This is a genomic window from Aeromonas veronii bv. veronii (assembly GCF_000820225.1).
GTDB lineage: Bacteria > Pseudomonadota > Gammaproteobacteria > Enterobacterales > Aeromonadaceae > Aeromonas > Aeromonas veronii.
This window is the reverse complement of record NZ_CDDK01000018.1, coordinates 212,398-228,174: the sequence shown is the minus strand read 5'-3', so window position 1 is coordinate 228,174 and position 15,777 is coordinate 212,398. Positions and strand designations below refer to the sequence as shown.

Annotated in this window: 14 protein-coding genes; 7 read left to right on the top strand and 7 right to left on the bottom strand. The window is 59.4% G+C overall.

Translation table 11 applies throughout. The annotated features are described in order from the left end of the window. Positions 1–34 precede the first annotated feature (34 nt). Together BN1139_RS07295 and BN1139_RS07290 are read left to right on the top strand one after the other, a co-directional pair. Positions 35–1,177: a MalY/PatB family protein gene (locus tag BN1139_RS07295; RefSeq protein ID WP_005353864.1), complete on the top strand. Its 1,143-nt coding sequence runs from the start codon at positions 35–37 to the stop codon at positions 1,175–1,177. Positions 1,178–1,258: 81 nt separating this feature from the next. Further along, positions 1,259–2,683 carry a TAXI family TRAP transporter solute-binding subunit gene (locus tag BN1139_RS07290; RefSeq protein ID WP_005353866.1) on the top strand — a complete coding sequence of 475 codons (1,425 nt, stop codon included), beginning with the start codon at positions 1,259–1,261 and terminating at the stop codon, positions 2,681–2,683. 122 nt (positions 2,684–2,805) lie between these two features. Here the strand turns inward: BN1139_RS07290 and BN1139_RS07285 are convergent, their stop codons facing one another. Further along, positions 2,806–3,720: a LysR family transcriptional regulator gene (locus BN1139_RS07285; protein ID WP_005353868.1), complete on the bottom strand. Its 915-nt coding sequence runs from the start codon at positions 3,718–3,720 to the stop codon at positions 2,806–2,808. A gap of 170 nt (positions 3,721–3,890) precedes the next feature. On the opposite strand from BN1139_RS07285, the gene BN1139_RS07280 reads away from it, so the two are divergent. From BN1139_RS07280 to ygjK, 4 genes are all read left to right on the top strand, one after another. Then, positions 3,891–5,147 carry an adenylosuccinate synthetase gene (locus tag BN1139_RS07280; RefSeq protein ID WP_005353870.1) on the top strand — a complete coding sequence of 419 codons (1,257 nt, stop codon included), beginning with the start codon at positions 3,891–3,893 and terminating at the stop codon, positions 5,145–5,147. A 196-nt stretch (positions 5,148–5,343) separates the two neighbouring features. After that, positions 5,344–5,880, top strand: a complete 537-nt coding sequence (locus tag BN1139_RS07275; RefSeq protein WP_005353872.1) for a YbhB/YbcL family Raf kinase inhibitor-like protein — start codon at positions 5,344–5,346, stop codon at positions 5,878–5,880. A gap of 11 nt (positions 5,881–5,891) precedes the next feature. Beyond that, positions 5,892–6,692 (top strand): helix-turn-helix transcriptional regulator, encoded by an 801-nt coding sequence (locus tag BN1139_RS07270; protein ID WP_005353874.1) that lies wholly within the window; start codon positions 5,892–5,894, stop codon positions 6,690–6,692. Between the two features lie 195 nt (positions 6,693–6,887). Then, the gene (gene ygjK / locus BN1139_RS07265; RefSeq protein WP_005353876.1) at positions 6,888–9,368 is read left to right on the top strand and encodes an alpha-glucosidase; all 2,481 of its coding nucleotides are present in this window, start codon (positions 6,888–6,890) and stop codon (positions 9,366–9,368) included. Between the two features lie 100 nt (positions 9,369–9,468). On the opposite strand, the gene BN1139_RS07260 is transcribed toward ygjK, so the two are convergent. The 3 genes from BN1139_RS07260 to BN1139_RS07250 form a co-directional block, all read right to left on the bottom strand. Next, positions 9,469–10,020: a hemerythrin domain-containing protein gene (locus BN1139_RS07260; protein ID WP_005353878.1), complete on the bottom strand. Its 552-nt coding sequence runs from the start codon at positions 10,018–10,020 to the stop codon at positions 9,469–9,471. Between the two features lie 70 nt (positions 10,021–10,090). Continuing rightward, entirely contained in the window at positions 10,091–10,768 is a 678-nt protein-coding gene (ung, locus tag BN1139_RS07255; protein ID WP_005353881.1) for a uracil-DNA glycosylase, read from the bottom strand. A gap of 69 nt (positions 10,769–10,837) precedes the next feature. Beyond that, positions 10,838–11,572 (bottom strand): substrate-binding periplasmic protein, encoded by a 735-nt coding sequence (locus BN1139_RS07250; protein WP_005353883.1) that lies wholly within the window; start codon positions 11,570–11,572, stop codon positions 10,838–10,840. 366 nt (positions 11,573–11,938) lie between these two features. Here BN1139_RS07250 and grcA point away from each other — a divergent pair, with 366 nt between their 5' ends. Next, complete coding sequence (gene grcA, locus BN1139_RS07245) at positions 11,939–12,319, top strand: autonomous glycyl radical cofactor GrcA (RefSeq protein WP_005334936.1); 381 nt, start codon at positions 11,939–11,941, stop codon at positions 12,317–12,319. A 118-nt stretch (positions 12,320–12,437) separates the two neighbouring features. On the opposite strand, the gene BN1139_RS07240 is transcribed toward grcA, so the two are convergent. The 3 genes from BN1139_RS07240 to BN1139_RS07230 all read right to left on the bottom strand — a co-directional run bounded on the left by BN1139_RS07240 (position 12,438) and on the right by BN1139_RS07230 (position 15,772). Continuing rightward, complete coding sequence (locus BN1139_RS07240; RefSeq protein WP_005353887.1) at positions 12,438–13,718, bottom strand: dicarboxylate/amino acid:cation symporter; 1,281 nt, start codon at positions 13,716–13,718, stop codon at positions 12,438–12,440. 301 nt (positions 13,719–14,019) lie between these two features. Further along, positions 14,020–14,874 carry a 3-deoxy-8-phosphooctulonate synthase gene (gene kdsA, locus BN1139_RS07235; protein ID WP_005334937.1) on the bottom strand — a complete coding sequence of 285 codons (855 nt, stop codon included), beginning with the start codon at positions 14,872–14,874 and terminating at the stop codon, positions 14,020–14,022. A gap of 97 nt (positions 14,875–14,971) precedes the next feature. After that, complete coding sequence (locus tag BN1139_RS07230) at positions 14,972–15,772, bottom strand: SirB1 family protein (protein WP_005334938.1); 801 nt, start codon at positions 15,770–15,772, stop codon at positions 14,972–14,974. Positions 15,773–15,777 lie beyond the last annotated feature (5 nt).

The following is a 15,777-nucleotide window of genomic DNA, read 5'->3' as shown; positions in this document are numbered from 1 at the left end:
GTGAAAGCCCATCCTGCCAGCACAAGGAGTTCGCATGTTTGATTTTGATCAGGAAGTAGACCGCAGTGGCACCATGAGCCTGAAATGGGACAAGTACAAGGGTCAGGATGTGCTGCCCATGTGGGTTGCCGATACCGACTTTGTCTCCCCCCCGTCCGTGATCGAGGCGTTGACCAAACGGGTCGCCCACGGCATTTTCGGCTATTCACGCCCCTCGCCGCGCCTGATCGAACTCATTATCGAACGGATGGCGACCCGCTATGGCTGGGCCATCGAGCCCGAATGGCTGGTGTTCCTGCCCGGCGTGGTGCCGGGGCTCAACCTTGCCTGCAAGGCGTGGAGCCAGCATGGCCGCGGTATCATCACCCCCAAGCCGGTCTACTACCCCTTCCTGCAGGCGCCGGGCTTCAATGATCGTCCCCTGCTCACCGTGCCGATGATTGAAGAGGCGGGTCGTTGGGTGCTGGATCTGGCAGAGCTGGAGCGTCAGGCTCCCGCCGCAGATCTGCTGCTGCTCTGCAACCCCCACAACCCGGGCGGCACCATCTTCACCCGTGACGAGCTGCTGGCCATCGATGCCATCGCCGCGCGCCACAATCTGGTGATCTGCTCCGATGAAATCCACTGCGATCTGCTGCTGGATAAAAACGCCCGCCACATTCCCTACGGCGCCATCAGTGCGCAAGCGGCCGAGCGCTGCGCGGTGATGATGGCCCCGAGCAAGACCTTCAATATCGCCGGTCTCTGCTGCTCCTTCGCCATTATCCCCAACGCCCGTCTGCGCTTCAGGCTGCAACAGGCGATGCGCGGCATCAGCGCAGACGTCAACCTGCTGGGTTTTGTCGCCGCCGAAGCGGCCTATGAGGGTGGCGAACAGTGGCTGACCGAGCAGCTCGACTATCTGGCGGCCAATCTGGCCCTGATCCAGCAGGCGGTTGCCCGCTGGCCCGGCGTCAAGCTGGCCAACCATCAGGCGACGTATCTGGCCTGGATCGATGTGAGCGCCCTTGGCCTTGCCGATCCCATCGCCTTCTTCGAGCAGGCCGGCGTTGGTCTCTCTCCCGGCGCCCAGTTTGGCGACGGTCAGTTCGTGCGGCTCAACTTCGGCTGCACCAGGGCACGGCTGACCGATGCGCTGGCGCGGATGGAGCGGGCAATCCTCAACAACAAGCCCTGATCAGCCAGCAACGGGATGGGCAAGCCCCATCCCTTTTTCCCTGTGTCATTAGCCAGCGGTCAACTCAGTCAACGGTCAATTATGTCTCTACGGATCTTGCATCACCTTCTGCTTCCCCTCTGTGCACTCTCTGCGCTGCTCCCCTTTGGCAGCCAGGCGCTGACTATCGGAACAGGCCCGCTCAATGGGGTCTACTACCCGACCGGTGGCGCCATCTGCCGGGTGCTCAATGCCGGCCATGCCCTGCATGGGGACAGCTGCTCCGTGCAGAGCACCCGTGGCTCGATGGCCAACCTCAAGGCACTCGACGAGGGGGACGTACAGCTGGCACTGGTACAATCCGATGTATTGCACCACGCCCTGCACGGCACCGGTCCCTTCAGTGGGCAGGGGGCCAACCATGAGCTGCGCAGCCTGTTTCGCCTCTATCAGGAGTCGCTGACCCTGCTGGCCGCCCCCAATAGCGGCATCACCACCCTGGCAGATATCGAAGGGAAGCGGGTCTATCCGGGCAACAAGGGCGCCGGTGAGCAGATCACCAGCCAGGCCCTGATGGCAGCCATGGGATGGCAACCCGGGCAGTTTGCTGCCTATCAACTCAAGTCGGACAGCGAACCGCTGGAAGGGCTGTGCGATGGCTCGCTGGATGCCGCGTTTGTGGTAGCCGGTCACCCCAGTCTGGCGGTCGGCGATCTGATCAGCCGCTGCAAGGTGCGCCTCATCCCCATCGAAGGGGAGCAGATCGACAGGCTGCTCAAACAACACCCCTACTACCAGCGCAGCCGCATCGCCGCCAACCTCTATCCGGGGCAGACCACCGCCATCAACAACATCGGGATGAGTGCCGAACTGGTGGCGCTGGCCAGCCTGCCGGACCCCATCGTCCGTACCGTGCGCGATACCCTGCTGGCCCGGGTCAAACAGTTCAGTCGGCTGCATCCTGCCCTGAGCAAGGTGACGCCCGAGCAGTTGCAAGCGCAAACCGAGCTGCCCCTCCATGCGGGAATGTCGGATCAACCGCCAGCTCCCTTGTCACTGACTCCCGAGCAGTTAACAGCGGAACAGCTGACACCGGAGCCGTTAACACCAGCACCATCGACCTCGGAAGCGGTGCCCACGACAGAGCAGGTGAGTGCCGCCGACGGGACGACTGCCCCCCTTGAAGCGCCCTCTGACGCGACCGCCACCAGCAGTGCCGCAGTGGCAACAGAAGCCACAGAGGTTAATCCCTTGCCCGAAGAGGCGCTCGAGGTCACCCCCGAACTCACTGCTACGCCGACCACCGAGGAGGAAAGAGTGGCTCCCTCTGCCGCAGCGTCAACGGTTCCATCACCATCGGCTGCCGTGTCGACTCAGTTGCCACAGAGCGCCTCTGCGGCCACTGCGCCGCAAGAGCAGGCAACCCAGCCTGCCAGCAGCGCGGTGACTGGCGAAACCCTGCAGCAGGATAAAACCGACACGCCTCCCGCCCCTGCCACCAGCGCAGCCACACCGCCGCAGCACTGAGTGGTCAGCACCCACAAACGCATCAGGGCAGCCTCGGCTGCCCTGATTGTTTACGCGCGTTCAATAGTGACAATTGATGGCGGCGCAGTCACCCCGATAGGCCTGCTCACCTTGCCGCCCCGCTACGGCTCCATCACCCGGGTCAGATAGGGGTTGGGCTTCTGGATCTCCTCCTCCACCCAGTGCAGCAACTGCTTGATGGCCCGCGACAACACCTGATTCTGGCGCACCACATAACCCAGACTGGTACCGGGAAAGTCGCCGAGGCTGGTGACCGGCGCGGTGAGGTTGAGGCGCGGATGCAGGGAGAAGTCCGGCACGATGGCGACACCAAAGCCCGCCTCGGCCCAATCCAGCTGGGCGTCCACGCTGCCCACCTCCATGATGCGACAGGGGGGCAAGGCCAGCAGCGGCAGGGACGGGTCGATCAGCGCCCGGGTGCGGGTGTCGTGACCGAGCAGGATCAGGGTCGGCTCGTCGAGGGGGTCGCTCTCTCCCGCCACCGCCCGTGCCTGCCAGCGGGCAAGGCCGTGGCCCAGCGCGCACCAGGTTACCTGTTGCAGCTCGGTATAGAAGAGCGGCTCGCTGCGCTTTTGCGCCATCACGAAACCCAGATCCGCCTTGCCCGCCTTGACCAGCTCGGCCGCCTGATCCGAAGTGGTGTTGAACAGGGTAAGGTCGATGCCGGGGAACTCCCGCTTGAAGCGCTGGAACGGCTGGATCAGCAGCAGGCGGGAGATGATGTCGCTGGCGGCGATGGCCAGCGTCCCCTGACTCAGCTGGTTGAGGGCATTGAGATCGGACTGGCAGAGCTGCAACTCGGCAATGGTGCGCTCGGCGCTTTGCAGCAGCCGCTCCCCCGCCTGCGTCAGGCGAAACGGGCTGCGCTCGATCAGCCGCACCCGGGTCGCCTGCTCCAGCCGCTTGATATGCAGGCTGACATTGGGCTGGGTCATGTGCAGCTCGGTGGCGGTCTGGCCAAAATGTTGCAATCGGGCCAGGGTGACAAAGGTTTGCAGCCAGTGAATATCCAGCATAAGAGTCCCTCAACCCGCGAGGTGCGGGGCTTGCCAGGCAAAATCGGACGGTTTGCCGTTTAATTGGCCATAATTATATGGTTCTCTTATCGGAATTATAAAGATAATTAATTTTTCTAATCCGCATCAGGCTCCTAGGATGGACGCCTAACGTCTTAGGAGAAAGAGTCATGTCGTCTATCGTAGTCGTAGGTGCTAACTGGGGTGATGAAGGCAAAGGCCGCATCGTGGATTATCTGGCAGGTCAAGCTGGCGCCAGCATTCGCTTCCAGGGCGGCAACAACGCTGGCCACACCGTGGTCAACGACCTTGGCACCTTCAAGCTGCACCAGGTTCCGAGTGGCGTATTCAACCCGGATTGCCTGGTTGTCCTCGGCCCGGGCATGGTGATCAGCCCCGAGAAACTGACCGTCGAGCTCGACGAAGTCAAAGCCTCCGGCGTGACTCCGAAGCTGGCCATCTCTGACCGCGCAACCCTCTGCCTGCCGCTGCACGCGCTGGAAGATACCCTAGAAGAGCAACGTCTGGGTGATGGCGCCTATGGCTCCACCCGTCAGGGCATCGCCCCTGCCTACGGCGATCGCGTCATGAAGAAAGCGATCCTGGTCGGCTGGCTGAAACAGCCGGACGTACTGGTCGAGCGCATCCAGTTCATGCTGGACTGGAAACTGCCGCAGATGAAGGCTATCTACCCCTCCTTCGAATTCACCCAGACTGCCCAGGAGATGGCCGACTGGCTGCTGGAAGTCTCTGCACCCTGGATCGACGCCGTGTGCAACGTCAGCATGCCGCTCAAAGCGCTGCAGGCCGAAGGCAAGACCCTGCTGTTCGAAGCCCAGCTGGGCGCTGGCCGTGACCTGATCTACGGCGAATACCCCTGGGTGACCTCCTCCCACGTATCTGGCGCCTACGCCGGTATCGGTGGCGGTCTGCCGGGTCTGCGTCCGGAGCGCGTCATCGCTGTGGCCAAGGCATTCAGCTCCTCTGTCGGTACCGGCACCCTGCTGACCGCCATGGAGAACCAGGACGAGTTCCGCAAGATCACCAACGAGTTCGGCGCCACCACTGGCCGTCCCCGTGATGTCGGTTACTTCGATGCCGTCGCCACAAAGAACGGTGTCGAGCTGCAAGCCGCCACCGAAGTGGCACTGACCAAGCTGGACTGCCTGACCGGTCTGCCGGATCTGAAGATCTGCGTGGCTTACGAAGGTGCCCACACCGAAAACCCGATTTGGCCGCAAACCGCTGCCCTGAAGCCGGTTTACGAGCAGATGGAAAGCTGGAGCGAAGACATCACCGGTTGCCGCACTTTCGAAGAGCTGCCGCGCGCTGCCCAGCAGTACGTGCTGCGTATCGAAGAGCTGCTCGGCGTACCGGTTCCGATGGTTTCCGTCGGCCCGGGCCGTGACGAGATGATCCTGCGCTAAGCCGCATTTCTCATCGTCAAACAAAAAACCGGCATCCCTGATGCCGGTTTTTTTATGGCTGCCGTTTACCTTCTTGCCATAAAACCACCAAAAGGCTCAATTAACTCACCAATCGACCTCACATTGAGCCGTTCTGCAACAACATTCTACCCTGCCCTCGTTAAAGTGAATCCGTTACCACACGAGGAGTCACCCGATGAAATTGCTCAAACAGAGTGCCCTGTTGCCACTGCTCTGCCTGACGGCCATGCCAGCCTTTGCCATGACCCTGAAGAGCACAGATATTCACGAAGGCCAGTTGATGGACAAACAGTTCAGCTTCAACGGCTTTGGCTGCAGCGGCGACAACCACTCGCCCCAACTTAGCTGGCAGGATCTGCCGGCAGGCACCAAGAGTGTTGCCATTACCGCCTATGACCCCGATGCCCCTACCGGCAGCGGTTGGTGGCACTGGCTGGTGGTTAACCTGCCTGCAACCCAGAGCGAACTGGCCAGCAATGCCTCAGGCAAGCTCAAGCAGGGATTGGAGATCCGCACCGACTTTGGCAGCCAGGGTTACGGCGGCCCCTGCCCGCCCGCAGGTCACGGCATGCACCGCTATCAGTTCACCGCCTGGGCCCTGCCCCATGATCTAGAGGTAAAGGCCGATACCCCGCCGGCTATGGTAGGCTACATGCTCAATAGCATGGCGCTCGGCAAAGCCACCCTGACCGCCACCTTCGTCACCCCCTAGGAGCCAACCGGATGAGCACTCCCCTGCTGCAACAGAGCCACTATCTCGGGATCCGCCGGCAGCCCCTTCACCGGGTGCTCATCTACGCCCCGACCCTCATCTGGGTCACCCAGGGGAGCAAGCAACTGTGGTGGCGCGAGCGGCGTCTGTCATTTGACAGGGAGCACTGGCTGCTGATCCCGGCAGGCCACCAGCTCACCTTCGTCAATCAGCCGGAGCAGGGCAAATTTCGCTCCCACGCCATCACGCTGCTGACTCCACCACCGCAGGAGTGGCTGGCCGAGTCAGCCCCTTCCCACGCCGATCTGGAGGAACCCGCCGTCAAGGTCACCCCCGGGCTCGCCTTCTGCTTTGAGCTCATCAGCACCATGGCCGAACGGGGACTGAGCGAGGCGACCCAGGCCGAACTGCTTCGCGGCTTCTATGCCGAGCTGCGGGCCGCCAACGCCCTCGGGTTGCTCTTTCCCGCCAGCACCATGACCCTCGCAGAGCGGCTGGCCCGATACCTGGCGGTGGAACCCGGCATCGACCACACCCTGGAGGCGGTGGCCCCCCACTTCTCCATGAGCCGCGCCTCCATGGTGCGCAAGCTGGCCGCCGAAGGTCGCAGCTTTCGCCAGTTGCTGGCTCAGGTACGCATGAGCCACGCCCTCAACCTGTTGCAGCAGGGCCTGACCCCGCTGGAGGTCGCCCTCGCCTGCGGTTATGACTCCCCCAGCCGTTTTGCCGCCCGCTTCAAACAGGAGTTCGGCCTGACGCCCCACCAATACCTGCACACCTGCCCTGCCAGATTGGCGAGCAATGGCAAGTAAAATATTACTTAAATCCAATCTTATGTAACCTGATGTAACCCGGTGTTCCCGCTCACATTGCCGCCTCTTCAGAGTGTGATCTCGCGCCAACGCTCCCTTTTCTCTTGCCATACAATGGCTACCGAACACCTTTTCACTAAAAATAAGCGTAAAAAATCTTCCTTTTAACCTACATAAACGGAATTGGAGCGAGAAATGTTTCGTAAAACTTTACTCTCGGTAGCCCTAGGCTCCGCCCTGTTCGGACTGACTGCCTGCAACGATAACCAGACAGAGAGCAGCACAGTCGCCAAACCGGAGCAGGCCATCCAGTACAAGGACGTGATCGACCGTCGGGGAACACCGACCCAATTCCGCGACTTTGACAGCTACTCCAACCTCAAATACAACCCGCTGCTCGATCTGGGGGCCTGGCACGGTTTCCTGCTGCCTGCCAGCGACAAAGAGTGGGGGGGCTTTACCGGCCCCATGGTCATCTCGGAGGAGTACAGCCTCTTCTTTGCCAGCGAGCTGGACAAGCTCACCCTGAGCGATGCGAGCGGCCGCCCGTTCCCGCTCACCAGCGCCCGCAAGCAGGAGGTGTACGCCATTCCCGGAGCGCTGGTGCAACGCTTCGAGTTCGAGCCCTTTACGCTGGAGCTGGAGCTGCGTTATGGCGATGCCCGCACCGCTCTTATCCGCACCCGACTCATCAATCAGACCGATGCACCGCTCACCCTCAACCTCAACTGGCAGGGCGAGTTGCTCAATCAATGGGATGCCAAAGATACGATTGCCAGCAAATATCCAGGCTGGACTCGCACCATCAGCGAGAGCGACAAAGGAATCGAATTCCAGTTCGGCAAACTGCGCAGCACCTGGAACATCATGCAGAGCGGCAGCGCCCGCTATCGCATCGACCGCACCCTGCCAAGTCGCACCACCCTCGACCAGAAGACACTGGGCTACCAAAGTGACGCCAGCATTACTCTGGCCGCCAAGGGGAGCGAGGATATCTACACCCTGCAGAGCTATCTCCACTCCGAAGATGACGCCAGCCGCCATCAGCAGAGCCGTCAGGCCCTGCTGGCCAACCCGGCCAGCTATTTTGCCGACTCCATCCGCCGCTGGGAGGGCTACCTTGCCAAGGGTCTCTCCAATCAGGGGATCCCCGAGTCGGAGCGTCGCATCGCCGTCAAGGCGATGGAGACCCTCAACGGCAACTGGCGCTCCCCGGCTGGCGCCATCCTCCACGACGGGGTGACCCCCTCCAATACCGCCCGCTGGTTCGACGGCGTCTGGGCCTGGGACAGCTGGAAGCACGCCTATGCCATGGCACACTTCAACCCGGAGGTCGCCAAGAACAACGTGCGCGCCATGTATGACTATCAGGTGCAGCCGGATGATCCGGTGCGACCGCAGGATGCGGGCATGGTGATCGATGCCGTCTTCTACAACAAGCTGGCGGATCGCGGTGGCGATGGCGGCAACTGGAACGAGCGCGATACCAAGCCGCCCCTCTCCGCCTGGGCCATCTGGGAAATCTACAGCGCCACCAAGGACAAGGCCTTTATCGCCGAGATGTATCCCAAGCTGCAGGCCTACCACGACTGGTGGTACCGCGCGCGGGACAACAACCGCAACGGCATCATCGAATATGGCGCCACCAAGCATGTGGAGCACAACGACGAGTACGGCAATATCACCTTCATGGTGCAGTACTCCAACGGTATTCCCGCCGGGCTGGATCTCTCCAGCTGTACCAGTGAGGGGGATGGCTGGTATGCCTGCGCCGGAATGCCGCTCTATCAACAGGTGTTGAACGTGGGCGGTTACAGCGACATGGATATCGGTGCCCAGCACGGCGCCGGTTGGGAGTCCGGCATGGACAACGCCGCCCGCTTCGGCTTTATCGAACCGGGCCAGCTGCAACGCTATGCCGACAAGACTTATGGCGGAGATTTGGCCAAGGCACGTCAGGACTGGAACGTCACCTTCTTTGAAAACCATCAGGACAATGGCGATTTGATCGGCTTCTCCATCGATCAGGAGTCAGTGGAGCTCAACGCCTTCCTCGCCAAAGAGAAACGCATTCTGGCAGACATGGCCGACCTGCTTGGCAAGCCGGACGACGCGAGCCGCTACCGCGATGGCGCGACCCAGCTGGCTGGTTACATCAACAGCTGCATGTTCGATGAGGCATCAGGCTTCTATTACGATCGTCAGATTGCTCAGGGGGATGTTGCTGACGGCAACGGCTGCGTCGGCAAATTGCTGACCGCCCGCGGCCGTGGCCCGGAAGGGTGGAGCCCGCTCTGGGCAGAAGTCGCCGACAAGGAGAAAGCGGCACGGGTGCGCGAGGTGATGCTCAACGCTCAGGAGTTCAACACAAAGATCCCGCTGGGCACAGCCGCACTCACCAACCCGGCCTACGACCCCAATATCTACTGGCGCGGCCGGGTATGGCTCGATCAGTTCTACTTCGGGGTGAAGGGGCTGGAGAACTACGGCTACCGCAGCGATGCCGAGGCTCTGGTCAACAAGCTGTTCAACAACGCAGAGGGCTTGGCGGGCAGCGGCCCCATCCGCGAAAACTACAATCCGGAGACCGGCGCCATGCAGGGGGCCAGCAACTTCAGCTGGAGCTCGGCCCACCTCTACATGCTCTATCGCAACTTCCTGAAACCACAGGCGTAAGCTTGCTCCACCATGCAAAAGGCCTCCGGATGGAGGCCTTTCTGTTTTCACTCAAGTTGCACTCACACAATACCTGCCACGCTGCGGGTACGGGCTCGTCTTAGCCGGTCGTGAGCGGCAGAGAGAGGCGTTTAGCCAGTGCCTGGAAGTGCTGGCTCACCTCAGCCCCGAACAGGGGGTCGCCAATGGCGCGATTCTGCCAGTTTTGCTCCAGATGACGCCAGTCATCCTCGGTCAGGGAGTCACGCAGATGGGGGAAGATCACCCCCTCTTCATAGTTCATGTGTGCCTCTTGCAGCTCCACGAAGCGTTCCAGCTTGGTGGTGAACTGATCGAGGGGGATCACCGCATCCATCAGGATCATCTCCACCATCTCCTTGAGATCGGCCCCGGCCTCCAGCAGCTTGACGTGCTCCTCCTGCAGGCGGTTGGCGACCTCACCCTCCACCACCCGATATTTCAGGTAGTAGTCATAGATGAGGTCTTCCTTGGGATGGTGGTACTTGTCAGAGACCTCCCGCAGGTAGTCGATGACATCGCGCACCAGAAAATAGCTGATGGGCTCTTCGGCACGGATGGCTGCCAGCTTGTGCTTGAGCAGCTCCAAAAGTCGGGCGATGTTGAGATGGTCCTTGTGCAGACTGGATAACATGGGCACTCCTTGGCTCTGAATTAATCTTATGTCCCTGAGTATACGGTCATTTGTCGCCCGAACTTTGCACTCAATCAAGTGGGATGCAGACAGATTTCCACTCTATCGGACTCTTGCCCTGTTGTTCCAGCAAGCGATTGGTCTCGCTAAAGTGACCGCAACCGATGAAACCGCGGTGGGCAGAGAGTGGGCTCGGGTGCGGCGCGGTCAGCACATAGTGGCGCTGGCGGTCGATGAAACGTCCCTTCTTCTGGGCGTGGGCGCCCCACAGCAGGAACACCACGCCCTGACAGCTGGCATTGATCTGCTCGATGACCCGATCGGTAAAGGTCTCCCATCCCAGATGGGCGTGGGAATGGGCCTGACCGGCCTGCACCGTCAGCACTGTGTTGAGCAGCAAGACACCTTGTTTGGCCCAGGATTCGAGAAAGCCGTGATTGGGTGTGACGAAACCTGGCAGGTCACGCTGCATCTCTTTATAGATGTTGACCAGTGAGGGGGGCGTACGCACGCCGGGCAGAACGGAGAAGCAGAGCCCGTGCGCCTGATTGGGGCCGTGGTAGGGGTCCTGGCCCAGGATCACCACCTTGACCTGATCCAGCTCGGTCAGCTTGAAGGCATTGAACACATCGGTGGCTGGCGGGTAGATCACCTTGCCCGCTTCCCGCTCGGCTCTGACGGTTGCCAGCGTACTCTTGAAATAGTCCTGCTCTTTCTCAGAGCCAATCACATCACTCCAGGTCAGCACCCCGGCCTCCTCACTTGATACGGCGAAGGGCTCAGGATAGGGGGCCAGCCCGCAAGACGCAACCGTGGCTCACGCTTTCCAGAGCCTGGCGAGGCACCCCGAGCGCTCCAGCTTGCGCAGGCCGGTATTGAACAGCAGCATCAGAGGGCGCGCCTCGGGATCGGCCTTGCGCATCAGCAGGTATCCAGGTTGCGACCAGATGGGGTCGGCCGCACCGGTCAGTGACAGCGATTGGGGATGACGAACGAGCGCCTGCTGGAACAGAGTCTGTGCCACCTGCTCATCCATCACCAGATAGTGGATCCGCCCGTCAAGCAGCTTGCCCATACTCTCCTCATCGGAATCTGACCACTCGAGGGTGAGCCCGGCTTGGCGGGCGGCAAAACCATCGCCATAGAAATAGCCACGGGTCACCCCGACCGGCTCGTGTTTCAGCTCACCCAGATTGACCGCGGGCGTACCGGTCAGCGTCATCAGGCGAGTGGTGAAATGGCCGAGCGAGGCGGAGAGATAGAAAAGCTGCTCGCGGGAGCGAAACCAGGGCATGGTGACCACATAGCGCCCCTCCAGAGTCAGTCGGTAAGCCTCGGCCCAAGAATAGAAGTGAAAGCTGACATCTAGCCCCTCCTCGGCAAAGGCCTGGCGCACCACCTCACAGAGAAAGCCCTGATTGGGCTGCGCCTCACTGATATAAGGTGGCCACTCGCCCACAGCAATACGCACCGTCTCGGCCCGTACCGCAACACTGCTTGCCCAGCAACAGAACAGGGCGAGCCATGCCCACTTTCGCCACCCATTATTCACCCGGCACTCTCCTCGTTTTTTTCTGAGTGTAGCCAACCCCTCAATTAACCTCAGAAAAAGCCGAAAAGATGTAGTTAAATTACTAGATTAACGAGATAAAAGATGCATAATTTGGATATCTTACAAAATCAGAAAAATGACCTATTTTTGATTCAACTCAAGAATTTAATCCCATTGAAATGGCGTTTTGTCGGATTTTCTTGATCCAGATCAATTTTGGTAATATTACCACCATGGTATATATGACCCCATCAAAGAAAAGGTGTAAGGCAAGGGCCCTTTAAGTCATCGCCATCGACGGTAGCTTAAATACATCAGGGTAATTTCCTTACAGTTGGATTCGCGTTCCCATTGAGGAGTCATACCATGATCAAAGGCATTCAAATCACCCAGGCCGCCAACACCGCTCTGCTGAACTCTTTCTGGCTGCTGGACGAAGAGAAGCAACAAGCTCGCTGCATCTGCGTCAAAGGCGATGCTTTCGCTGCCGATCAAGAAGTGCAACTGGCTGACCTGGGTCAGTTCGAATACCGCGAACTGCCGGTTCAGGCTGAACCTGCTGTTGAAGGTGGCCAGCACCTGAACGTCAACGTGCTGCGTCGCGAAACTCTGGAAGATGCTATCGAAAACCCGGAGAAGTACCCGCAGCTGACCATCCGTGTATCTGGCTACGCAGTGCGTTTCAACGCCCTGACCCCGGAACAGCAGCGTGACGTGGTTACCCGTACTTTCACCCAGAGCCTGTAATCAGCGCCCTGCAGTGAGGAGCTGATACTTGCGGTATCAGCACAAAAAAACGGCCTATCGGCCGTTTTTTTTATTGCCCCCGCACCAGCCAACGCGGTCGTGCGGGGGCAAACAGCGCTTACGCCCTGTCCGCTTCCAGTTGCCCGACCTTGCCGCCGAGCACTGCATCCATTTTCTTCTCGTCCAGCTGCTTGCAGTATTTGGCGACCACCACAGTGGCAACCCCGTTACCGATCAGGTTGGTCAACGCCCGCGCTTCGGACATAAAACGGTCGATCCCCAGGATCAGCGCCAAACCAGCCAGTGGCAGATGGCCCACCGCCGAAATAGTCGCCGCCAGCACGATAAAGCCACTACCGGTCACCCCTGCCGCCCCTTTCGAGGAGATCAGCAGTACCACCAGCAGGGTGATCTGTTGGAACAGATCGAGCGGCGTATTGGTAGCTTGGGCGATAAAAATCGCCGCCATAGTCAGATAGATGGAGGTGCCATCCAGGTTAAAGGAGTACCCAGTCGGAATGACCAGCCCCACCACCGATTTCTGGCAACCCAGCTTCTCCATCTTATCCAGCATCCGCGGCAGTACCGACTCTGAAGAGGAGGTCCCCAGCACGATCAGCAGCTCCTCGCGAATGTAGGAGATGAAACGCAGGATGCTAAAACCTGAGGCTTTAGCGATGCTGCCCAGCACAATGAAGATAAAGAAGAGGCAGGTGAGATAGAAGCAGGCAATAAGCTGGCCCAGCTGTACCAGTGAACCTACTCCATATTTGCCGATGGTAAATGCCATTGCCCCGAATGCACCGACCGGCGCCAGTCTCATTATCATATTGATAATGCCAAATATGACTTTGGAGAAACTGTCGATGACGCCGAAAATAACCTGTCCCTTTTCACCGATATGATGCAGGGAGAAGCCGAACAGCACCGCAAACAGTAACACCTGCAAGATATTACCGCTGGCAAAGGCACCGATCACACTGCCCGGAATAATATCCAGCAAAAAGGCGATAATGCCCTGGGACTTGGCCTGCTCCGCATAGGCGGAGATGGCGCTGGCATCCAGCGCAGCCGGATCGACGTTCATACCGGCACCCGGTTGCAGCAGGTTGACCACGCACAGCCCGATGATCAAGGCGATGGTGCTGACCACCTCGAAGTAGAGCAAAGCAATGGCGCCGGTCTTGCCGACCGCCTTCATGCTCTCCATCCCGGCAATGCCGGTAACCACGGTACAGAAAATAACGGGGGCGATGATCATCTTGATCAATTTGACGAAGCCATCACCGAGGGGCTTCATATCGGCGCCCAGTTCCGGATAGACATGCCCCAGAAATACCCCGAGGGTAATCGCGAGCAATACCTGAAAATAGAGGCTGCTAAATAGTTTCTTTCGCATTATTAACGTCCTGTTAATTTAATTGCACATTGTTATGGCAGCAATAAACATGCAGATAGCCGGACGAGATATCTGCGTACCTCACCCGATCCATGCTGTTTCTGCATTACTACGGGGACCACTTTACATGTAATAAAAAACAATTAAGAGACATCAATCACACAACAAAATTAACACCATTAACACCACAGCAACCAACAATTGTTTGCTCGTAGATTAATTTGAGTCTTCAACTAAATATGGCAGATATAAAAATACCCCGCATTGCGGGGCATTTTCATCAGGCATGACAGCGTCGGGATCAGGCCGAGGTATCGAGAGGTTCGAAGCCCTTGATCAGGTCATCGATGGCCTTCATCTGTTTGAGGAAGCCTTCCAGCTTCTCCAGCGGCAGGGCACTCGGGCCATCACAACGGGCAATCTTCGGATCCGGGTGGGATTCGATAAAGAGACCGGCCAGACCGACTGCCATACCGGCGCGCGCCAGCTCGGTCACCTGCTCGCGACGACCACCGGAGGCCGCCCCCAGCGGATCACGGCACTGCAGGGAGTGGGTCACGTCAAAGATCACCGGATAGCCACCGGTGCTCTTCTTCATCACGCCCAGACCCAGCATGTCCACCACCAGGTTGTCGTAGCCGAAGTTGGCACCGCGCTCGCACAGGATCAGCTGGTCGTTGCCGCACTCCTCGAACTTGTCGGTGATGTTCTTCATCTGGCTTGGGCTCAGGAACTGCGGCTTCTTGATGTTGATAACGTTGCCGGTGCGGGCCATGGCTTCCACCAGATCGGTCTGGCGTGCCAGGAAAGCGGGCAGCTGGATAACGTCAACCACCTCGGCGACCGGCTTGGCCTGATGGGGTTCGTGCAGATCGGAGATGACCGGCATGCCGAAAGTCGCTTTCAGCTCCTGGAAAATCTTCATCCCCTCTTCCAGACCCGGACCGCGGTAGGAGTGGATGGAGGAGCGGTTGGCCTTGTCCCAGCTCGCCTTGAAGACAAACGGGATGCCCAGCTTGCTGGTCACTTCCACGTACTTCTCGCACACCGCCATCGCCATGTCGCGGGATTCCAGCACATTCATGCCGCCAAACAGCACGAACGGTTTGTCATTGGCAACGTCGATCTGGTTGATCTTGATATTCTTCTGTTCCATCTAAGACATCCTTAATAAAAGGGCCTGAAGCCAAGTTACTCCGTTGCAGCCGAGCGAAGCGGCCTTGATATTCTTCTGTTTCAGTTTCAAGCCGCCCTTAATGGAGGGGCTTGGGGCTCAGATCCAGCGCGGCCAACTGCACTTTCAGCACATCGGCCACCGGATCGTCCGGGCATTGTTCAATAAAATATTCAAAATCGTCGGCGGCCTGGCGCGGGCAATCGAGCTGCTCGTAGATAAAGCCGCGATCCCGCGTCTCCAGCGGATCGCCGGGCTTCATCCGCAACAACAGCTCGCTGCAACGCAGCGCCTCGGGCATGCGGTCTTCCCGCAGCAGGGCCCCCTTGCTGACGTTGAGCAGCCGTTCGATGATCTCCCACTGGCCGGAGGGCTGCAGGTAGTCGGGAGTGAGGGTCGCCAAGTCCCCCAACGCACCGCGCAGCAGCAGCTCGATGCGGGCCAGACTCAGCTCGTCGCCGGTAAAGGGGTCGACATAGACCTCCCCCTCGCCACCGGCAAAGCTCACCAGGAAGTGGCCGGGGAAGCAGATCCCCTCTACATCGAGCCCGAGCTTGCGCCCAAGCTGGATAATGAGAATACCGAGGCTGACCGGGATCCCCTTGCGCTGAACCAGCACCTGATTGAGATCGCAGTTGTTGGCAGAGAAATAATCCTGCCAGTCGCCATGAAAACCGAGGCTGTGGTAGAAGCCTTGCAGCAACTGCTGGCGCACCTCGTCGCAGGTGCCCTCTTCGATCTGCTCGTCCAGCCACTCGTCCAGCAGGTTCAACTCGCGCATCCCCTCCTCGACCGAGCCATAAATCTCGTCGCTGACTGACAACGCCAGCTCGGTGATGTCGTGGGCTTCGAAATCGGTCCATTCGTCTATGTGTAACATTCTCT

Excerpts from the sequence above, each read along its gene's own strand:
- ygjK (WP_005353876.1), top strand. The coding sequence starts at position 6,888 with ATGTTTCGTAAAACTTTACTCTCGGTAGCCCTAGGCTCCGCCCTGTTC.
- BN1139_RS07285 (WP_005353868.1), bottom strand. The coding sequence starts at position 3,720 with ATGCTGGATATTCACTGGCTGCAAACCTTTGTCACCCTGGCCCGATTG.
- BN1139_RS07290 (WP_005353866.1), top strand. The coding sequence starts at position 1,259 with ATGTCTCTACGGATCTTGCATCACCTTCTGCTTCCCCTCTGTGCACTC.
- BN1139_RS07240 (WP_005353887.1), bottom strand. The coding sequence starts at position 13,718 with ATGCGAAAGAAACTATTTAGCAGCCTCTATTTTCAGGTATTGCTCGCG.
- BN1139_RS07275 (WP_005353872.1), top strand. The coding sequence starts at position 5,344 with ATGAAATTGCTCAAACAGAGTGCCCTGTTGCCACTGCTCTGCCTGACG.
- BN1139_RS07260 (WP_005353878.1), bottom strand. The coding sequence starts at position 10,020 with ATGTTATCCAGTCTGCACAAGGACCATCTCAACATCGCCCGACTTTTG.
- BN1139_RS07280 (WP_005353870.1), top strand. The coding sequence starts at position 3,891 with ATGTCGTCTATCGTAGTCGTAGGTGCTAACTGGGGTGATGAAGGCAAA.
- BN1139_RS07295 (WP_005353864.1), top strand. The coding sequence starts at position 35 with ATGTTTGATTTTGATCAGGAAGTAGACCGCAGTGGCACCATGAGCCTG.
- grcA (WP_005334936.1), top strand. The coding sequence starts at position 11,939 with ATGATCAAAGGCATTCAAATCACCCAGGCCGCCAACACCGCTCTGCTG.
- BN1139_RS07230 (WP_005334938.1), bottom strand. The coding sequence starts at position 15,772 with ATGTTACACATAGACGAATGGACCGATTTCGAAGCCCACGACATCACC.
- kdsA (WP_005334937.1), bottom strand. The coding sequence starts at position 14,874 with ATGGAACAGAAGAATATCAAGATCAACCAGATCGACGTTGCCAATGAC.
- BN1139_RS07270 (WP_005353874.1), top strand. The coding sequence starts at position 5,892 with ATGAGCACTCCCCTGCTGCAACAGAGCCACTATCTCGGGATCCGCCGG.